15 protein-coding genes are annotated in these 16,122 nt (G+C 45.5%); 4 read left to right on the top strand and 11 right to left on the bottom strand.

The window, feature by feature from the left end:
* Positions 1-344 precede the first annotated feature (344 nt).
* From ACQW03_RS21830 to ACQW03_RS21815, 4 genes are all read right to left on the bottom strand, one after another.
* Positions 345-1,598, bottom strand: coding sequence for an aspartate kinase (locus tag ACQW03_RS21830; RefSeq protein ID WP_028540593.1), 1,254 nt, complete (start codon positions 1,596-1,598; stop codon positions 345-347).
* A 197-nt stretch (positions 1,599-1,795) separates the two neighbouring features.
* A complete protein-coding gene (gene efp, locus ACQW03_RS21825) occupies positions 1,796-2,353 on the bottom strand; it encodes an elongation factor P (RefSeq protein WP_023989259.1) in 558 nt (185 codons plus the stop codon).
* A gap of 33 nt (positions 2,354-2,386) precedes the next feature.
* A complete protein-coding gene (locus ACQW03_RS21820) occupies positions 2,387-3,460 on the bottom strand; it encodes a M24 family metallopeptidase (RefSeq protein ID WP_441951709.1) in 1,074 nt (357 codons plus the stop codon).
* Positions 3,461-3,547: 87 nt separating this feature from the next.
* On the bottom strand, positions 3,548-4,123 hold the full coding sequence (locus ACQW03_RS21815) for a YqhR family membrane protein (RefSeq protein ID WP_441951707.1): 576 nt from the start codon (positions 4,121-4,123) through the stop codon (positions 3,548-3,550).
* Positions 4,124-4,409: 286 nt separating this feature from the next.
* On the opposite strand from ACQW03_RS21815, the gene ACQW03_RS21810 reads away from it, so the two are divergent.
* From ACQW03_RS21810 to ACQW03_RS21800, 3 genes are all read left to right on the top strand, one after another.
* Positions 4,410-5,411 (top strand): ABC transporter substrate-binding protein, encoded by a 1,002-nt coding sequence (locus ACQW03_RS21810; protein WP_441951705.1) that lies wholly within the window; start codon positions 4,410-4,412, stop codon positions 5,409-5,411.
* Between the two features lie 250 nt (positions 5,412-5,661).
* Entirely contained in the window at positions 5,662-6,654 is a 993-nt protein-coding gene (locus ACQW03_RS21805; protein WP_071641501.1) for a DUF1385 domain-containing protein, read from the top strand.
* Positions 6,655-6,661: 7 nt separating this feature from the next.
* A complete protein-coding gene (locus ACQW03_RS21800) occupies positions 6,662-6,982 on the top strand; it encodes a hypothetical protein (protein WP_023989265.1) in 321 nt (106 codons plus the stop codon).
* 117 nt (positions 6,983-7,099) lie between these two features.
* On the opposite strand, the gene ACQW03_RS21795 is transcribed toward ACQW03_RS21800, so the two are convergent.
* From ACQW03_RS21795 to mntR, 3 genes are all read right to left on the bottom strand, one after another.
* A complete protein-coding gene (locus ACQW03_RS21795; RefSeq protein WP_023989266.1) occupies positions 7,100-8,089 on the bottom strand; it encodes a patatin-like phospholipase family protein in 990 nt (329 codons plus the stop codon).
* Between the two features lie 95 nt (positions 8,090-8,184).
* The gene (locus tag ACQW03_RS21790) at positions 8,185-9,927 is read right to left on the bottom strand and encodes a family 10 glycosylhydrolase (protein WP_441951702.1); all 1,743 of its coding nucleotides are present in this window, start codon (positions 9,925-9,927) and stop codon (positions 8,185-8,187) included.
* A 136-nt stretch (positions 9,928-10,063) separates the two neighbouring features.
* Complete coding sequence (mntR, locus tag ACQW03_RS21785) at positions 10,064-10,489, bottom strand: transcriptional regulator MntR (RefSeq protein ID WP_007430946.1); 426 nt, start codon at positions 10,487-10,489, stop codon at positions 10,064-10,066.
* Between the two features lie 252 nt (positions 10,490-10,741).
* Here mntR and splB point away from each other — a divergent pair, with 252 nt between their 5' ends.
* The gene (splB, locus tag ACQW03_RS21780; protein WP_023989268.1) at positions 10,742-11,806 is read left to right on the top strand and encodes a spore photoproduct lyase; all 1,065 of its coding nucleotides are present in this window, start codon (positions 10,742-10,744) and stop codon (positions 11,804-11,806) included.
* Here splB and ACQW03_RS21775 read toward each other — a convergent pair.
* The 4 genes from ACQW03_RS21775 to ACQW03_RS21760 form a co-directional block, all read right to left on the bottom strand.
* Positions 11,799-12,515: a cytochrome c biogenesis CcdA family protein gene (locus tag ACQW03_RS21775; RefSeq protein WP_441952456.1), complete on the bottom strand. Its 717-nt coding sequence runs from the start codon at positions 12,513-12,515 to the stop codon at positions 11,799-11,801. The genes splB and ACQW03_RS21775 overlap by 8 nt on opposite strands.
* Positions 12,516-12,682: 167 nt before the next feature.
* Positions 12,683-14,701: a methionine--tRNA ligase gene (gene metG, locus ACQW03_RS21770; RefSeq protein WP_071641507.1), complete on the bottom strand. Its 2,019-nt coding sequence runs from the start codon at positions 14,699-14,701 to the stop codon at positions 12,683-12,685.
* Positions 14,702-15,113: 412 nt separating this feature from the next.
* Entirely contained in the window at positions 15,114-15,404 is a 291-nt protein-coding gene (gene yidD / locus ACQW03_RS21765) for a membrane protein insertion efficiency factor YidD (RefSeq protein WP_441951698.1), read from the bottom strand.
* Position 15,405: 1 nt separating this feature from the next.
* Positions 15,406-15,897 carry a Fur family transcriptional regulator gene (locus tag ACQW03_RS21760; RefSeq protein WP_013310843.1) on the bottom strand — a complete coding sequence of 164 codons (492 nt, stop codon included), beginning with the start codon at positions 15,895-15,897 and terminating at the stop codon, positions 15,406-15,408.
* Between the last annotated feature and the right edge of the window lie 225 nt (positions 15,898-16,122).

Below are 16,122 nucleotides of genomic sequence, written 5' to 3'. Positions count from 1 at the left end.
ATGCCGAAAATATATTGAAAACCTAGGCAAACTTTTGCTAACTCCTATCAACACTCAACAGACCTTTCTCCCGCTTGTTTACGCACCATTCTCTAATTCGCACAAATAAAAAAGGGCCTCTCAAAGCCTTTTCGGCTAAGGGATACCCTTGGGTAGAAAAGATAGATTCAGCAAAAAAAGAGGCTGCCCCTCAGTCTAACTCTCACTGATGGAACAACCTCTTAACCTACTGCTGTATTCTATGATATATCAAACTATAAATAGAGGGCCTGTATCAACCTTTACCTATCATAAGCATCGTTCACATTAGACATATTCAGTGTCTAGATCTCACGTTGCAGTTATTAACGACGATCCTGCGGTCCACCCACAAACGCTTGCTCCTCGGTGTCCAGGTTATAAGCTGTATGCAACGCCTGAATAACCTCATGAAGTTTACCCGCTTCAATTACACACGATACTTTGATTTCCGATGTGCTTACCATTTTAATGCTAACGCCTTGCTCTGCCAGTACGGCAAACATTTGCGCAGCAACACCCGGATGGCTAACCATTCCTGCACCTACAATGGATACCTTCACCAGGTTTTCCTCAGACGTTACTTCACGGTACGGAAGCTCTCCACGAATACCTTCCAGCGTCTTCAGTGCTGCTTCACGATCCGTCAGAGCTACTGTAAAGGAGAAATCCGCTTTACCAGCTTCAACCCCGCTCTGTACAATAATGTCTACATCAATTTTGGCTGCCGCCAGTGTTCCAAATACTTTCGCCAGTACACCGGGGATATCGGCGACGCCCAAAATACTGATTCTTGCTACATTTTTATCATATGCAATCCCACTGACTACAACGCCTTGTTCCATTACTGCATCCTCCTTTACGACCGTTCCTTCATTATGGTTAAAACTGGACCGCACAATCAGCGGTACCCGGTTATGTTTGGCATATTCTACCGCACGAGGATGCAATACAGCGGCACCCAGATTAGCTAATTCCAGCATTTCATCATAAGAAATTTCTTTTAGCTTACGAGCAACCTTCACGATCCGTGGATCTGTTGAATATATGCCGTCCACATCCGTGTAAATTTCACAGGCATCTGCTTGAATCGCTGCCGCCAGCGCAACCGCCGTCGTGTCAGATCCACCACGTCCCAGCGTCGTAATGTCTCCCTCTGCAGACATCCCCTGGAAACCAGCTACAACAACGATCTTGTTGCTGCTCAGTGCATCCAGCACACGCTGAGGTTGAATATCCGTAATCCGTGCTCGACCAAAGTCAGATTCAGTACGGAAACCAGCCTGCCATCCCGTAAACGATACCGCTTCATGACCCAACTGCTGAATAGCCATCGACAACAAGGCGATTGAAATTTGCTCACCTGTCGTCATCAACATATCCAACTCACGTGCAGGCAACTGCTCATTCAACAATTTGGCCTGGTCAATCAGTTCGTCTGTCGTGTCTCCCATTGCGGAAACGACCACTACACATTGATGCCCTTCACTCTGTTTCTCCACAACGCGTTTTGCCACGCGTTTCATGCGCTCCGTGTCACCGACGGAACTGCCTCCGAATTTCATGACATACAATGACAACGATATTCACTCCTTCAGACTCAACAGTATGTAACCTTGAGATGGCACCAAACGACTTGAACGTGACATCCTGCGGCATAACTTTAGTACAGTATAATACGAAAGTGCTGTGCGGAGCCATTGTTTTTTAATATTAATGTTTATAAAAATATCCCCTGCCCTTAACAAGGACAGAGGATATCTAAAAGCTGCAAAATTTATGCGCGGGAAATGTATTTACCATCGCGTGTATCAATCAGCAATACATCGTCCTGGTTGATAAACAATGGAACCTGAACATTCAGTCCTGTTTCAACTTTTGCATTTTTAGTAGCACCTGTAGCGGTGTTACCTTTAATACCCGGCTCAGTGTCAATAACCTTCAGCTCTACGCTGTTAGGCAGGTTAATCCCGAGAATTTCACCATTATAACTAATGATGTTTACATTCATGTTTTCTTGCAGGAAGTTAAGTTCCCATTTCAGTTGATCGCTGGAAAGTGTGAATTGATCGTAGGTTTCGTTGTCCATGAATGTATGCTCGTCTGCGCTCGCATAGAGGTAAGACACACCACGGTTTTCAATTTGCGCGCGGCCGATCGTTTCACCCGCACGGAATGTACGTTCAACAGTGTTGCCGTTACGCAGGTTTTTAAGCTTGGAGCGCACGAATGCCGCACCTTTACCCGGTTTTACGTGTTGGAAATCCAGCACCGTAAAAATATCTCCGTCTACCTCGACGGTCAATCCTGTTTTAAAATCATTAACATTAATCACTAAAATACCCCTCCTACAGGACTGTTATCGTTATTAAACGACTGTAAATTCTTTGCTCGAATGTGTTAATACCTTGATGCCGCTATCTGTAATAACGATATCATCCTCGATCCGTACACCGCCCAATCCAGGCACATAAATACCTGGCTCGACCGTTACAACCATGCCCGGCTCCAGAATATCATCGCTTGCCTTCGACAGGCGGGTAGATTCATGTACTTCCAGACCCAGACCATGACCTGTGCTGTGACCGAAATTGTCTCCATAGCCATGACCAGCAATAATATCCCGGGTCAGTGCATCCGCTTCACGGCCTGTCATGCCCGGCTTAATATGTTCGAGTGCGTGAAGCTGCGCCTTAAGTACAATATCGTAGATCTCACGCAACTGAGGCGCTAAATCCCCTTGTGTAGCCACTGTACGTGTCAAATCGGAGCAGTAGCCATCCAGCAACGCACCAAAATCAAACGTAATTAGCTCGCCTGCTTGTACTAACTTAGCACTGGCTACGCCATGAGGCAATGCCGAACGAACCCCGGAAGCCACAATTGTGTCAAATGAAGAGGATGTAGCTCCCTGCTTGCGCATGAAGAATTCCATTTCCAGATCCAGCTCACGCTCGCTGACACCTGGCTTGATGTAAGGTAAAATGTGTGCAAATGTAGCATCTGCCAAATCCGCTGCCCGCTGCATCACTTCCAGCTCTTCTGCATCCTTGTACACCCGTAGCTTCTCCACAATGCCCGACACCGGAACCAGTGAAATAGGTGACAAATCTTCGCTATAAGCTTTATGCGTCGCAACAGTTACAGCATCTTGCTCGAAGCCTGTTTCGCTGATCTGATGGGAAGACAGCAATTCTTTCACCGTTTCCATGACCTGTGCAGCGTGCTGCACCACCGTGAAGCCTTCGGTTTGTTCGGTCGCTTGTGTCATATAGCGAAAGTCAGTCAGCAAATAGCTATGGGATTCCGTAATCAGCACATAACCCGCCGAACCTGTGAAGCCTGTCAAATATCGACGATTGACAGGGCTAGTAATCAGCATAGCCCGCAGATTATGCTCGCCCAGCGCCTGCCGCAGCTTTAACACCCGGTCATTCTTCATCTTTCATTCCGCTCCCCTCTGTCAAATAACCAAATGCTATTTTAACACAGGGGATAGGCGCTTGAGAAGTTTTTGTTACGTTCAGCCCTAAGCTTTCTCAGGCTCGCGCTTTCTTTCATCCGTATACTCGACAGCAACGGTATATCCGATAAATAGTCCCCACAGTATAAACACACAAATTTCCGTATATAAGGAATTCCATGTTAACCGATCAGGAGCATTCATCATCCCTAGCTTAGGACCTGTTAATACAAATAAAACAACCCACCAAATCAGACCATACACAATTCCGGGTATAGGACCCTTAAATCTGCGCAGCAACAGAGTGTACACCAGTGAAGCTACGACGGATAATCCAATAAAAAAAAGTAGCCCTACCAGATGTCCCGCCATGGTGTTCATAAACGAATGCTTGAAAAAAGGCTCTGCGAGAAAGCCAGGCGCTATTACCGTAAAGTGCAACTTATAAAACAGCCAGCGCAGCAATCCCCAGAGCAAACCCGCAAAAAAACCCAACTCAAGTGCAAAAGGAATGAGAGGCGTATGTATTTTGCCTGATTGCTGCCTGCCTCTACCACTGTCGTTATGATTACGTTGATCCTGAGATCCGCGAGACTGCTCCTGTTCATGTCCTATCTTAGGTATAGAGTAGGTTTCACTCATGTTGTTTAATCCCCTTTCAAAATGCAAACTTTTTCCCATCGTAAAGACAATTGCAAACGGAAATGCATGTACGTCCACCGGATTCTGCATTCCATTTTGCTAGGTAGTATGCTCCAAGGGAGAATAGTTTAACAATGAACAGGAATGCTGAATAATGGCAGCTTTCCAATTGAGGGTACGGACCCGTTTTATACATTGACAAAATTTCAATGCTCTATCATAATATAATGATGAAAATGATAATCATTATCATTTTATAAAAACCTATATACGGGAGAACGCTTCTATGAAAAAGGGATTAATCGGGATTTTATTGTTAATGGTTTTTACGCTCACTCTGGCAGGTTGCGGAGCAGCCGACAAAGCATCGGATAAAGATCAGGCAGCCACGTCGGGTAGCAAACCGACTGATACAGCGACTGGTCCTGTGACGGTAAAGCATAATCGTGGTGAGGTCACGCTCAACAAGCCCGCACAGCGTGTTGTAGTGCTGGAATGGACATTTACAGAGGATTTGATTGCGCTGGACGTTCAGCCAGTTGGTAATGCAGACAATGCCAACTACAAGGTGTACGTGACACCGGAGGCGGCTCTCGATAGTAGCGTGGTCGATGTCGGCACGCGTAACGAGCCGAATCTGGAAGCGATTGCTGCATTGAAGCCGGATCTGATCATTTCCAATGTTGATGGGAATGAAGCTATCTATGAGCAACTCAAGGCCATCGCTCCGACGATCGAATTTAATCTGAACGATGGTAACGGCTACGATCATGATAAAATGGTAGAAATTTTTAATAGCATCGCAGTTGCTCTTGGAAAAGAAGACAAAGCTAAGCAGGTGCTTGCCGAACTGGATCAGCATTATGCTGAAGCCAAAGAAAAGCTCGCCGCTGCTGGCAAGTCGGATTATCATTATATACTGACACAGGCTTTCACTTCGCAAAATGCGGCCAGCCTTCGTATGTTTTCAGATAATTCAGTCGTCGTGGCAACACTGGCGAAGATCGGCATGATTAACGATTGGAAACCGAGCAAAGTTGAACAGTATGGCTTTTCAACCGTAGGCATTGAAGCTCTGTCTGCCGTTCAGGACAGCAACTTTATCTATATTGTTCAGCCGGACGATAATGTTTTCGGCGCACCCATGAAAAATAATTCGGTCTGGAATGGTCTGAATTTCGTTAAAGAAAAACGTACCTATTCACTGAGCGGTACGACATGGACATTTGGCGGCCCTCTCTCTTCAAAAGGGCTGATTGACCAGGTTGTCGGGGCAATTACGCAATAAGTTGTCTCCGAATATTCATTCGGTTTTATAATGAGTAGCATTTATGTGAGCAGTCTAAGCTCCATAAATGCTTTTTTTATAAGCCTGTGGCATGAGCTTTCTCTACAATAAGAATTTCTACCCTCTCCGTTAAAAGCAGAATCTTAGCTTGGAGCGGCCTAATTACTACACTCAGTTTCATCTAACTAGATATTCCCTTCCAAATTCGATACAATATACAAAAAAGCATGTATTAAGAGAGGTGAGACGGTTGTCACAAGCATCCAAGCCTGTGAGCTACGGCGGTCAGGCAGTCATTGAAGGTGTCATGTTCGGCGGCAAGCGTGTCAATGTCACGGCAGTTCGCCGCAAAACTGGCGAAATCACATATTTGGAAGTACCACGCAAGGAGCAATCCTGGGTATCCAAATTCCGCAGAATTCCTTTATTGCGGGGGATTGTAAGCATCATCGACTCCAGCGCCAAGGGTACCAAGCATTTGAACTATTCAGCCGATGCGTATGCTGATGATGAAGTAGATCCGGAAGAACGCGCTGAGCAAAAGAAAAAAGAAGAATCTCGCTGGAGTCTGAGTATGATGATCGGTGTGGCGGCAGTCGGTATTTTGTCATTCCTGTTTGGCAAAATTGTATTGACTCTCGTTCCGGTAATTGTAGAGAATTTCCTGTTCGGAAGCTTGTTTCACAGTCAAATTTTGCATAACCTCGCCGAAGGAGCCATTAAGCTGATTCTGCTGCTGGCTTATTTATGGGGCATTTCCCAAACTCCATTGATCAAACGACTGTTTCAATATCACGGCGCAGAGCATAAAGTAATTACAGCATTCGAAGCTGGGGAAGAACTAACTCCGGCCAATGTACAAAAATACAGCCGTCTACATTACCGCTGCGGTAGTAGCTTTATTATGTTGACTGTGATCATCGGGGTGCTTGTCTATTCCTTATTTACCTACGATAATCTGTGGGAACGCATGGGGCAACGGCTTCTACTGCTTCCGATCGTACTGGGGCTTTCTTTTGAATTTCTCAAGCTGACCAATGCTCTTCGCGAAATTCCGGTACTTCGTTATTTAGGTTACCCCGGTCTGTGGCTGCAACTACTTACCACCAAAGAACCGACTGATGATCAAGTGGAGGTATCCATTGCCTCATTTAAGCGTATGCTTGAATTGGATGCTGAGTTGGAAAACGTACCTGTAAAGGAGACCTTCAACAGTCCGGTCCTTGATCCTGTGAAAGGATGAGTGAATAATGAACAGACATGCCGTTATTTTCTGGCTTACCCTTGCTTTGGGTGCATATGGGATTGTGGATATGCTATGGAGAGGAAGCTGGGGCTTTCTCATGAGTTTACTAATTCCCGTCCTTGTTTTTGCAGTTATATTTCTGCTATACAAATACCTGCCAGGGCAACGCAACCGTACTCCCAAAATCAAACCCTCTGTGCGCACCATGGCCAAAACAGCCAACGCACGTAAGCAGCAGACTACAGGCAAGCGCAAAGCGTATCCTTTTCATGTGATTGAAGGTTCCAAGGGCAAAAATGAAGAAGAACAACCTAAATATCATTAATGATAATCATCCTTTAAAATGTAGCACAAAGGAGCCGTCACCCGCGTATTCAAATATGACCGGGAAGAGGCTCCTTTTTTACACCCTTTTAAATTAACTTTAACTGCGAGTTAGTGTTTATTTCATAGCGTACATGGTATCCTTCATCAATTGGTACTTGCTATACTGCTGCTGGTAAGAAGTGATGCTCCATTTGTGGAAAAAAGCATCCCCTGCCTGCACACCGGAAGCATACAACAAATCACTTTGCTCTGTAGAAATGTTGAATTGTGCAGTGCGGATACCCAATGTTGGAATTTTAATCGTCCGATACCGATTCTCCTGCTCAATATATCGTTCATCGTGTGCTGATAGCATGGTATCAAAAATAGCCTGCAGCATGGTCAATGGACCCCGTATATAAGAAACTTTGGTCTCCGTCCCCGTTTTGCCCACCATTTGAAACCCTACCGTTGGAATCGTTTTGGCCTCACGTTCATTTACAGGCTCATCAAAAAGCCACAACGGCAAATTGCTTAGTAAAGCCCCATCAACTACAAATACAAATTGCTGAGAAAAAGTCTTTCCCTTGGCAAGTGCAGAATCAAGCCTTAACATAACGGGATCAAAAAAATAAGGGATACTTGTGCTCATGCGAATGGCTTTAGCTACCTCCAGTGAAGAGGGATTGATACCAAAACGTTTGATATCCTCAGGAAGCACCAGAATGCGTCCATTCGTAATATCTGATGCAATAATGCGCAGTTTGCCAGGAGGTAAATCCGCGAACGTACGCACTCCCTTAGCTCGTAACAGCTCACGTACCCAGTGCTCCAGTGCCTCCCCTGAGTAGAGCCCTTTTTTAAGAAAGATACGAGCTGCTGGTCCAACCCACTTAATATTGAACACTGGAGAACGTCGTAACAACTTGACCAGAGGGGTTTTCTCAATTACAGCTTTCATTTCATCCGCAGAGTATCCCGCAGCCAATAAAGCAGCTACAATAGCACCTGATGATGTACCTGCCAAACGATTGAATACAATTCCATGCTCCTCCGCAGCCTTAACTGCACCCGCCAGCGAAATTCCCTTAACCCCTCCACCCTGGAACACAGCATTGATCAGCATAGATCAAAAAACCTCCGTTCTCTTGGGAGTAAGCAGTTCTACTGCTTATGTATGAGAACGGAGGCCCAAATAGAACCTATATGATCCAATTTATATCACATTTGATAATAATTTTGAAGAAGCTGAATGAGTCCGTATGGATTTTTACGCAAATGCTGTGCACTAAAGTAAATATCCCCTTTAACCTGTTTATAATCTTCGTTCAGTTCAAGCTGCTTAATTAGCTCTTGAGCCGTTTGCCAGCCCTTTTCAGGGGTGCCTATCTTATAAGGAGAATGACCGATATACAGCTTAACATCTGAGTTTTTGACCTCATTGGACCACCATGCGACAAGCTTGTCATATCCCGCCGCTGGGAAACCGATACTCCAGTAAATTTGTGGGGCTACATAATCAATCCACTCTTTGTTAATCCAGGTTCTTACATCCGCAAACGTCGTATCATACGCTGTAACGCCTGCCTTCGTGTCTGAACCCGTTAAGTCCTGAGATTTGTTACGCCATACCCCAAAAGGACTAATTCCGAATTGAACTTTAGACTTGCTGGCATGAATGCTTTTGCCCAAATCGCGAACAAAACTGTTCACATTATCTCTACGCCAGTCGCCCTTGTTAGAGATTTTGTTGGCATTATATGCTTTGAAGGTCGCATCATCATCAAAAGTCCCGCTGTAAGGATAAAAATAATCGTCCAAATGGACGCCGTCAATATCATATCCGTTCACGACCTCCATAATCGCCGCAATGACATGCTGACGTGCAGCCGGAATTCCTGGATTGATGTACAATTGGCTACCATTCTTAACAATCCAGTCCGGATGTTGATTAGCCACATGGTTTGCAGCCAAACCGCTGGTTGTTCCTGTAGAATTCGCACGGAACGGATTAAACCAGGCATGGAATTCCATCCCTCGCTTATGCGATTCGATAATCATAAATTTCAAGGGATCATAGCCTGGATTTTTTCCTTGCGTGTTGGTCAAATACTTGCTCCATGGTACAAGACTCGATGGATAGAGCGCATCACCGCTGGCACGAACCTGAACAAATACCGCATTGATGCCCATCCCCTGCAAATCATCGAGCATTTTAGTAAACTCCTGCTTTTGCTTCTCGGAGCTGCTTCGGGCAGCGGAAGAAGGCCAATCTCCGTTAATGGTAGAAATCCATGCTCCACGCATGGAAGTTGAAGCCTTTACCTGAACCACATTTGCCTGTGAAGAACTTGAACCGTTCTCACTAGTAGACGTTGACGGTGAAGCGACAACCGCCTGCTCATCATCGATGGCTCCCTGATCTGTACTTACACTGTCCTGATTGCCAGATGAAGACGTATCTGATATAGAGCCGCTGCTTCCCGAAGAAGTGTTGCCGCCAGTAGAGACACCTTCCTTAACACTGCTTAACGTAATGACTCGCTCTGAAGCTTGCCAATCCACTTTTAATCCCAACTCTTCCCCAACAAAACGCAGAGGCACCATGACTCTCCCGCTTGTCATACGGGCAGATGCATCCAGTCGAACTGACTTGCCATCCACCGTAGCGCTTTGTGCACCGTTCTCCATAGATATATTTTTGTTCTGTGCTGTAATCGTTACCGTACCGGACGATTCCGACCAGTTGACCTGAGCGCCCAATCCCTCACTAATCACTCGCAAAGGAACCATCGTAACATTGGCTCCCTGTACAATATACGGTGACGCGTCACTTTGCAGGGACTGTCCGTCCAATATAATTTCAATATCACCAGTTGGAGCTGCTTGGACTCCAGGAACGATGGCAGTCTGCACTGCTAGGAGTAGGCCTGCAGCCAATGCCACTATTTTCTTTCGATTCATATTATTACAATCCTCCGCTAACCCTGTTAATTTTAACCCCTATCTTGTCCTGCTATATAATGGATAGACGCTAATAACCGGATATTTGTTGCGGTCGGTACAAATAAAAAAGCATCGTCCGTAAGGACAGATGCTTTTAGGAATCTCCACTCAATTCCTTGTGTATGTCATGAAGCTGGCGCAAGCGATCTTCATCCCGACGAAAATACTCAACCAATGTTTCGATACGGGTGATGGAATCCCAGCTCAAATGATGCTCAATACCTTCCACATCTTTATATATTAGGTCCTTGTCAACCCCAATCATATCCAGAAATTGCTCTAATAACTGATGGCGATCAACCAACCGTTTGCCGACCTTTTTCCCTTTCGGTGTCAAAATCAGTCCCCGATACTTCTCATATACAAGATAATCGTCCTTATCCAACTTCTGAATCATTTTGGTGACGGACGAAGGATGCACCTCTAAACCCTCTGCGATATCCGAGACACGAGCATATCCCTTCTCATCAATCAGTTGGTAAATGCGTTCCAAATAATCTTCCATGCTTGGCGTTGGCACTTGTTTCCCTCTTTTCTGTTATTGAACGGGCGCTTACCGCCTTCATTTCCTGCGTTAAACCTACTATGTAATGATACATGTTATCATTGCCCATTGGCAAGTCTCATCCCTCCACTCACAGCTATTGCCACGATTTGTTCAATTTAAGCGGGGCACACTAATATCGTCGTCCCTGTATCGTTTATTTCTGCGGCAATATGTTAAAGTTGGACACCAGAGCACTGTGGATTTATTTCGAAAGGAGCGTTAGCCATGTCTACGCTTGAGCGTACTCCTGTCCAAACCAGAGGAACCAAGCCATTTTTGCCTGACCTGGTGTTTTTTGAGCCAGACGCACTGAATTATCCCAAGGGCCAGCGTATTATGGATTGGGTTAAAGCCAAGGATATTCCGTATCGGATGACTACCTCTCACAATCGAATTACCAATTTACCAGGTGAAACTGAAGTTGAAAAGTACCGAATGGCAAAAAAAACTTTGGTAGTCGGTATCCGTAAAACGTTAACTTTTGACCAATCCAAGCCCTCTGCCGAATACGCCATCCCCATTTCGACTGGTTGTATGGGGCATTGTCACTACTGTTATTTACAAACAACCTTGGGAGCAAAGCCGTATATTCGTGTATATGTCAACACTGACGATATCTTATCAGCAGCTAAAGCTTATATCGAGGAGCGTGCGCCTGAAATTACCCGTTTTGAAGCAGCTTGCACCTCCGATCCGGTTGGTTTGGAGCATATCACCGGAACGCTTGGAGACTTGATTCGTTTCATGGCAGATGAAGAATTTGGTCGTCTGCGTTTTGTTACTAAATATCATCATGTTGATCCATTGCTAGATATTAAACATAATGGTCATACTCGCATCCGCTTTAGCATTAATTCCGATTATGTTATTAAACAGTTTGAACCTGCAACCTCACGCTTCGAGGAACGTATTGAAGCCGCTGGCAAAATCGCACGAGCCGGTTATCCACTGGGTTTCATCATCGCACCCATCATCTGGTATGACGGCTGGGAAGAAGGTTACGGCGAGTTGCTGCGCAAATTGGGAGAAACCTTGCCACAGCATGCTACAAAAGATTTGACGTTCGAATTAATTCAGCATCGGTTCACCAAAACATCCAAAGCTGTCATCGAGAAACGTTATCCGAAAACCAAGCTGGAGATGGACATAGAGAAACGAAAGAAAAAATGGGGCCGCTGGGGACAAAACAAATATGTTTATCCCGATGAACAGCAAAATGCACTGCGAGAGTTTATCACAGAGCGCATTTTTGAACATTTCCCTTTAAGTCGTATTGAATATTTCACATAACTAGCATCCAATCTGGGGTAATCCGTTGTAAAAATAGCGTTACATCGGTCATATGATCCGTTACCAGTAAAATGCCCGTAATAACTAGTAGTATGCCACCTGTTTTGATGAGGATGGAGGTATAGCGAGAGGATAGTCGAACAGAACCTACCAGCAAAGCTAATACAAAAAATGGAATCGCAAAGCCAAGTGCATAGCCTGTAATCAGTTTGAACCAAATGTGATGCTCTACTGCCGCCAAAGCGATAATAGCTGTTAGCATGGGACCGATACAGGGCGACCAGCCTGCCGCAAACCCAATTCCGATTACAAAGGAACCGGCGTACCCGGCAGGCTTCCATGTCCAGCGAAGCTTATGCTCCCTCATTAAAATCAAAGGACGCACCACACCAAGAGATACCAGCCCCATTAGTAAAATAAGTAACCCCGCTACCACTCTTAGCGCATCCCCATAATTGGCAAACCAGTCTCCAAGCAACCCGACACTTGCACCCAGTGAATAGAAAACGACCGAAAAGCCCAATACAAAAGCAAGCGTATGTCCCATCGTACGATAACGAACCTCAGCCTTGTGCCGTCCTTCAGCCAGTTCACGCGCAGACTTCCCTGTCATATACGATAAATAAGATGGATACAGCGGTAAACAACACGGTGAAAAAAAAGAAACCAGTCCGGCTATGATCGCCAACCCGGCGTTGATATTTGTCATCATCATTTCCTCCCACCTGTCTTAAGTAAACACGAGCAAACAAGCCCTACCTACTAAAACATACGTATAGCGGGAGCAAAATATGATGCAAGCCAAAAAGCGTATGCCCAGGAAGAATGATTCCCGGACATACGCTCATTACGTTCTTTTTATTTCTACATAGCGTTCTACTTTACAACTGCACCATTCGGCATACCTTCCGGTACGGTGGCCAGCGTAAGCTGATCTCCATGTGATGCTGCCAAAATCATACCTTGCGACAACTCTCCCCGAAGTTTTACTGGCTTCAGATTGGTCACACAGATCACCTTGCGCCCAATGATATCTTCAGGTGTATAAAACTTCGCAATCCCTGATACTACCTGCCGCTGCTCATAACCAAGATCAAGTTGGAGCTTCAACAGTTTATCGGCCTTCTTCACAGGCTCGCAGGCGACGACCTGAGCAACGCGCAGTTCTACCTTGGCAAAATCCTCAATGCCAATCTCTTCCTTTACCTCCGACGCTTCCTGGCTCGCCTCAGATGCATTCTGCGGTTGAACTTGTGCTGTAGCTTCTTCCTGTTTCTTACCCCCAGTCATTGCTTCCACGATAAAAGCAACCTCTTGCTCTGAATCCAGACGCGGGAAGATCGGATTACCTTTGACCAGCTGCGTTCCTTCCGGAATACGACCAAATTGCTTGCCGCTATCCCATGTAGTCAACTCACCTTGGCTAATACCGAGCTGTTCCCAAATTTTATGAGGAGCACGGGTTAAGAATGGCTGGAGTAAGATGGAAGCGATGCGCAAGCTTTCTACCAAATGCAACATAACAGATGACAATTCGCGACGTTTTGCCTCATCCTTAGCCAAATTCCATGGTTGCGTCTCGTCAATATACTTGTTGCTACGGCTAATAAATTGGCTAATCGCCGTTAATGCCACGGAAAACTCCATGTTTTCCATGGCTTCTTCTACTTTACTATAAGTCGATGTTGCCATGTCTTCCAAAGCTCCGTCGAATGCTGTTACATTCGCTTCATAAGCCGGAACCTTGCCATCAAAATATTTATCTACCATCGCCACGGTACGATTCAACAAGTTGCCCAGATCATTTGCCAAATCCGAATTAACTCGATCTACAAAGCTTTCTGGTGTAAAGGTTCCGTCTGCCCCAAAAGGCACCTCGCGCAGCAAGTAGTATCGAAGTTGGTCCAGACCATAACGGTCAATCAACGTCACTGGGTCTACAACATTGCCTTTAGATTTCGACATTTTACCGTCTTTCATGAGCAGCCAACCATGTGCAAATACTTTTTTAGGCAACGGAAGATCCAGCGCCATCAGCATGATCGGCCAATATATCGTATGGAACCTTACAATCTCTTTACCTACGATATGCACATTTGCAGGCCAGAATTTATCATACAGCTCGGTATTGGAAGAGCCATAACCCAAGGCTGTGATGTAGTTGGAAAGTGCGTCAATCCACACATACACGACATGCTTCGGATCCCCCTTCACCTTAATGCCCCAATCGAAGGTAGTACGAGATACAGCCAAATCCTCCAGACCCGGCTTGATGAAGTTATTGATCATCTCTTTTTTACGTGATTCTGGCTGGATAAACTGCGGATTCTCTTCATAAAATTGCAGCAACCGATCAGCATACTTGCTCATACGGAAAAAGTAACACTCTTCCTTAACCAGTTCTACAGGGTGTCCACTATCCGGGCTTTTTCCTCCAGCCACATTGCCTTCGGCGTCCTTCACCACGTCAACCAGCTGAGTTTCTGTGTAGTACGTCTCGTCAGGGATGCTGTACCAGCCTTCGTATTCTCCCTTGTAAATATCGCCTTGCTTAAGCAAACGATCAAAAATTTCTTGTACGACAGCCTTATGGCGTTCTTCCGTAGTACGGATAAAATCATCATTGGAAATGTCGAGCTTCCGCCACAGTTCTTGAATACCTGCCACAATATCATCTACGAAACGTTGCGGCGTTTTGCCTGCTGCACTCGCTTTCTGCTCAATCTTCTGACCATGCTCATCCGTTCCTGTCAAATAGCGCACTTCATAACCGCGTAGCCGCTTGTAACGGGCCATTGCATCTCCCGCAACCGTCGTGTAAGCATGACCTATATGTAGCTTGTCGCTCGGATAATAGATCGGTGTCGTAATGTAAAATGTGTTCTCATTGGACATGTGTGTTGCCTCCTGTTTTGTTCACGGCAGCTATAAGACCTGCTGACATGATGGTACTCCAATTCATGTATTTGGCACAAATTGGGCACAAAAAAGACCCCCGCCCCTATGGGACGAGAGTCACCTCACGCGTTACCACCCAATTTTCCTGTATCCTCGCAGACTACAGGCTTCACCGGTCACATCTGACCGCCCATTAACGCTGGAACACGCCTCCCCCTTACGCTTGCCTCCCAAACACTAATAACTGTGGCAAATACGCTCGAAAAAGGTTCCTCCAGGACCATATTCAGGCTTCGCTCCAGACCGGTTTGCAGCTAACCCCGGCTCTCTGTACTGGACAATTTACCCTACTCATCCCTTCGCAGGAAAACAATATTAACCAAAATATAACCAAATCCGCATAGCGCTGTCAAGTCAGACCCTTTTCAGAGTGGGTAACCAAACGATCTTCGCTAGACTTATCTGTTCCCTTTTTTACAGGAGGGACCAAATCTACGCCGCCCGGATGAAAGGGATGGCACTTGGCTATACGCTTAGCAGCAAGCCATGAACCTTTGAGCGCACCATGCACCTCTACCGCTTCCAACGCGTACGCCGAACACGTTGGATAGAATCGGCAGGTAGCCGGCTTTAACGGTGAAATATAGGAACGATAAAACTTAATCGGAGCCTGTACCACTCTGCGTGTGGTGATTTTCATTTCAGTAGCCCCCGTGGCTGTGAGTGTGACTGCTCGTCTGTCTGAATCCCCCATCCGAATTACTGTCAGTATGCCCATTCTTCTGTTGACAATCTTTGCAATAACCAAAAATTTCAAACTTGTGCTCGACGATTTGGAATTGATCCGTTGTATCCGTCATTTGCATTGGGCAAAAAGAAATCGGTAATGTTTTCTGACAGCTCAAGCAAATCATATGGTGATGGTGATGATGCTCATTACAGCTCACCTTGAACTTCATCCCATCCTCAAAAGATACCTGTTCCAGCACACCCAATTCCTGCATTACACGCAGATTACGATAAACCGTATCAAAACTAAGTCCACTGTACTTCTTACCCATATATTCATAAACGTCTTTGGGGGACAGATACCCTTCATTCTCGGAAAATAACGTGGCCAACGTCTTGCGCTGATCTGTAATACGAAGTCCCTGAGCGGACATTGTTGCAATAATTTCATCCTTTGTCAGCATGCGTTTCACCCTCCCCTGTCTGTAGTTTCAGGTTTTCTGATGCAGGCTTAGGCTTGCATCTATTTATTATACCACGATTAAAGTCAATATTATAAGAGATATTCGTATCAATACATAAGAAAAAGACGCTCTCCGGCGCTACGATTAAATTCGCAGCAGGAGAACGCCTATATTCTGCAAGTGACATCGACTTTTAAACGGTGAATGACGAGACCCAAGGTCTAA

The sequence above is a fragment of the Paenibacillus sp. DRB1-1 genome (assembly GCF_052119485.1).
GTDB lineage: Bacteria > Bacillota > Bacilli > Paenibacillales > Paenibacillaceae > Paenibacillus > Paenibacillus polymyxa_B.
Note: the sequence above shows the minus strand (reverse complement) of the source record. Positions and strands in the feature narration are given on the sequence as shown.

What these genes read in the sequence shown, in the direction of transcription:
- ACQW03_RS21820 (WP_441951709.1), bottom strand. Translation starts at nt 3,460, where the DNA reads ATGAAGAATGACCGGGTGTTAAAGCTGCGGCAGGCGCTGGGCGAGCAT.
- ACQW03_RS21815 (WP_441951707.1), bottom strand. Translation starts at nt 4,123, where the DNA reads ATGAGTGAAACCTACTCTATACCTAAGATAGGACATGAACAGGAGCAG.
- ACQW03_RS21810 (WP_441951705.1), top strand. Translation starts at nt 4,410, where the DNA reads ATGAAAAAGGGATTAATCGGGATTTTATTGTTAATGGTTTTTACGCTC.
- ACQW03_RS21800 (WP_023989265.1), top strand. Translation starts at nt 6,662, where the DNA reads ATGAACAGACATGCCGTTATTTTCTGGCTTACCCTTGCTTTGGGTGCA.
- ACQW03_RS21795 (WP_023989266.1), bottom strand. Translation starts at nt 8,089, where the DNA reads ATGCTGATCAATGCTGTGTTCCAGGGTGGAGGGGTTAAGGGAATTTCG.
- ACQW03_RS21790 (WP_441951702.1), bottom strand. Translation starts at nt 9,927, where the DNA reads ATGAATCGAAAGAAAATAGTGGCATTGGCTGCAGGCCTACTCCTAGCA.
- splB (WP_023989268.1), top strand. Translation starts at nt 10,742, where the DNA reads ATGTCTACGCTTGAGCGTACTCCTGTCCAAACCAGAGGAACCAAGCCA.
- ACQW03_RS21775 (WP_441952456.1), bottom strand. Translation starts at nt 12,515, where the DNA reads ATGACAAATATCAACGCCGGGTTGGCGATCATAGCCGGACTGGTTTCT.
- metG (WP_071641507.1), bottom strand. Translation starts at nt 14,701, where the DNA reads ATGTCCAATGAGAACACATTTTACATTACGACACCGATCTATTATCCG.
- yidD (WP_441951698.1), bottom strand. Translation starts at nt 15,404, where the DNA reads ATGAAAATCACCACACGCAGAGTGGTACAGGCTCCGATTAAGTTTTAT.
- ACQW03_RS21760 (WP_013310843.1), bottom strand. Translation starts at nt 15,897, where the DNA reads ATGCTGACAAAGGATGAAATTATTGCAACAATGTCCGCTCAGGGACTT.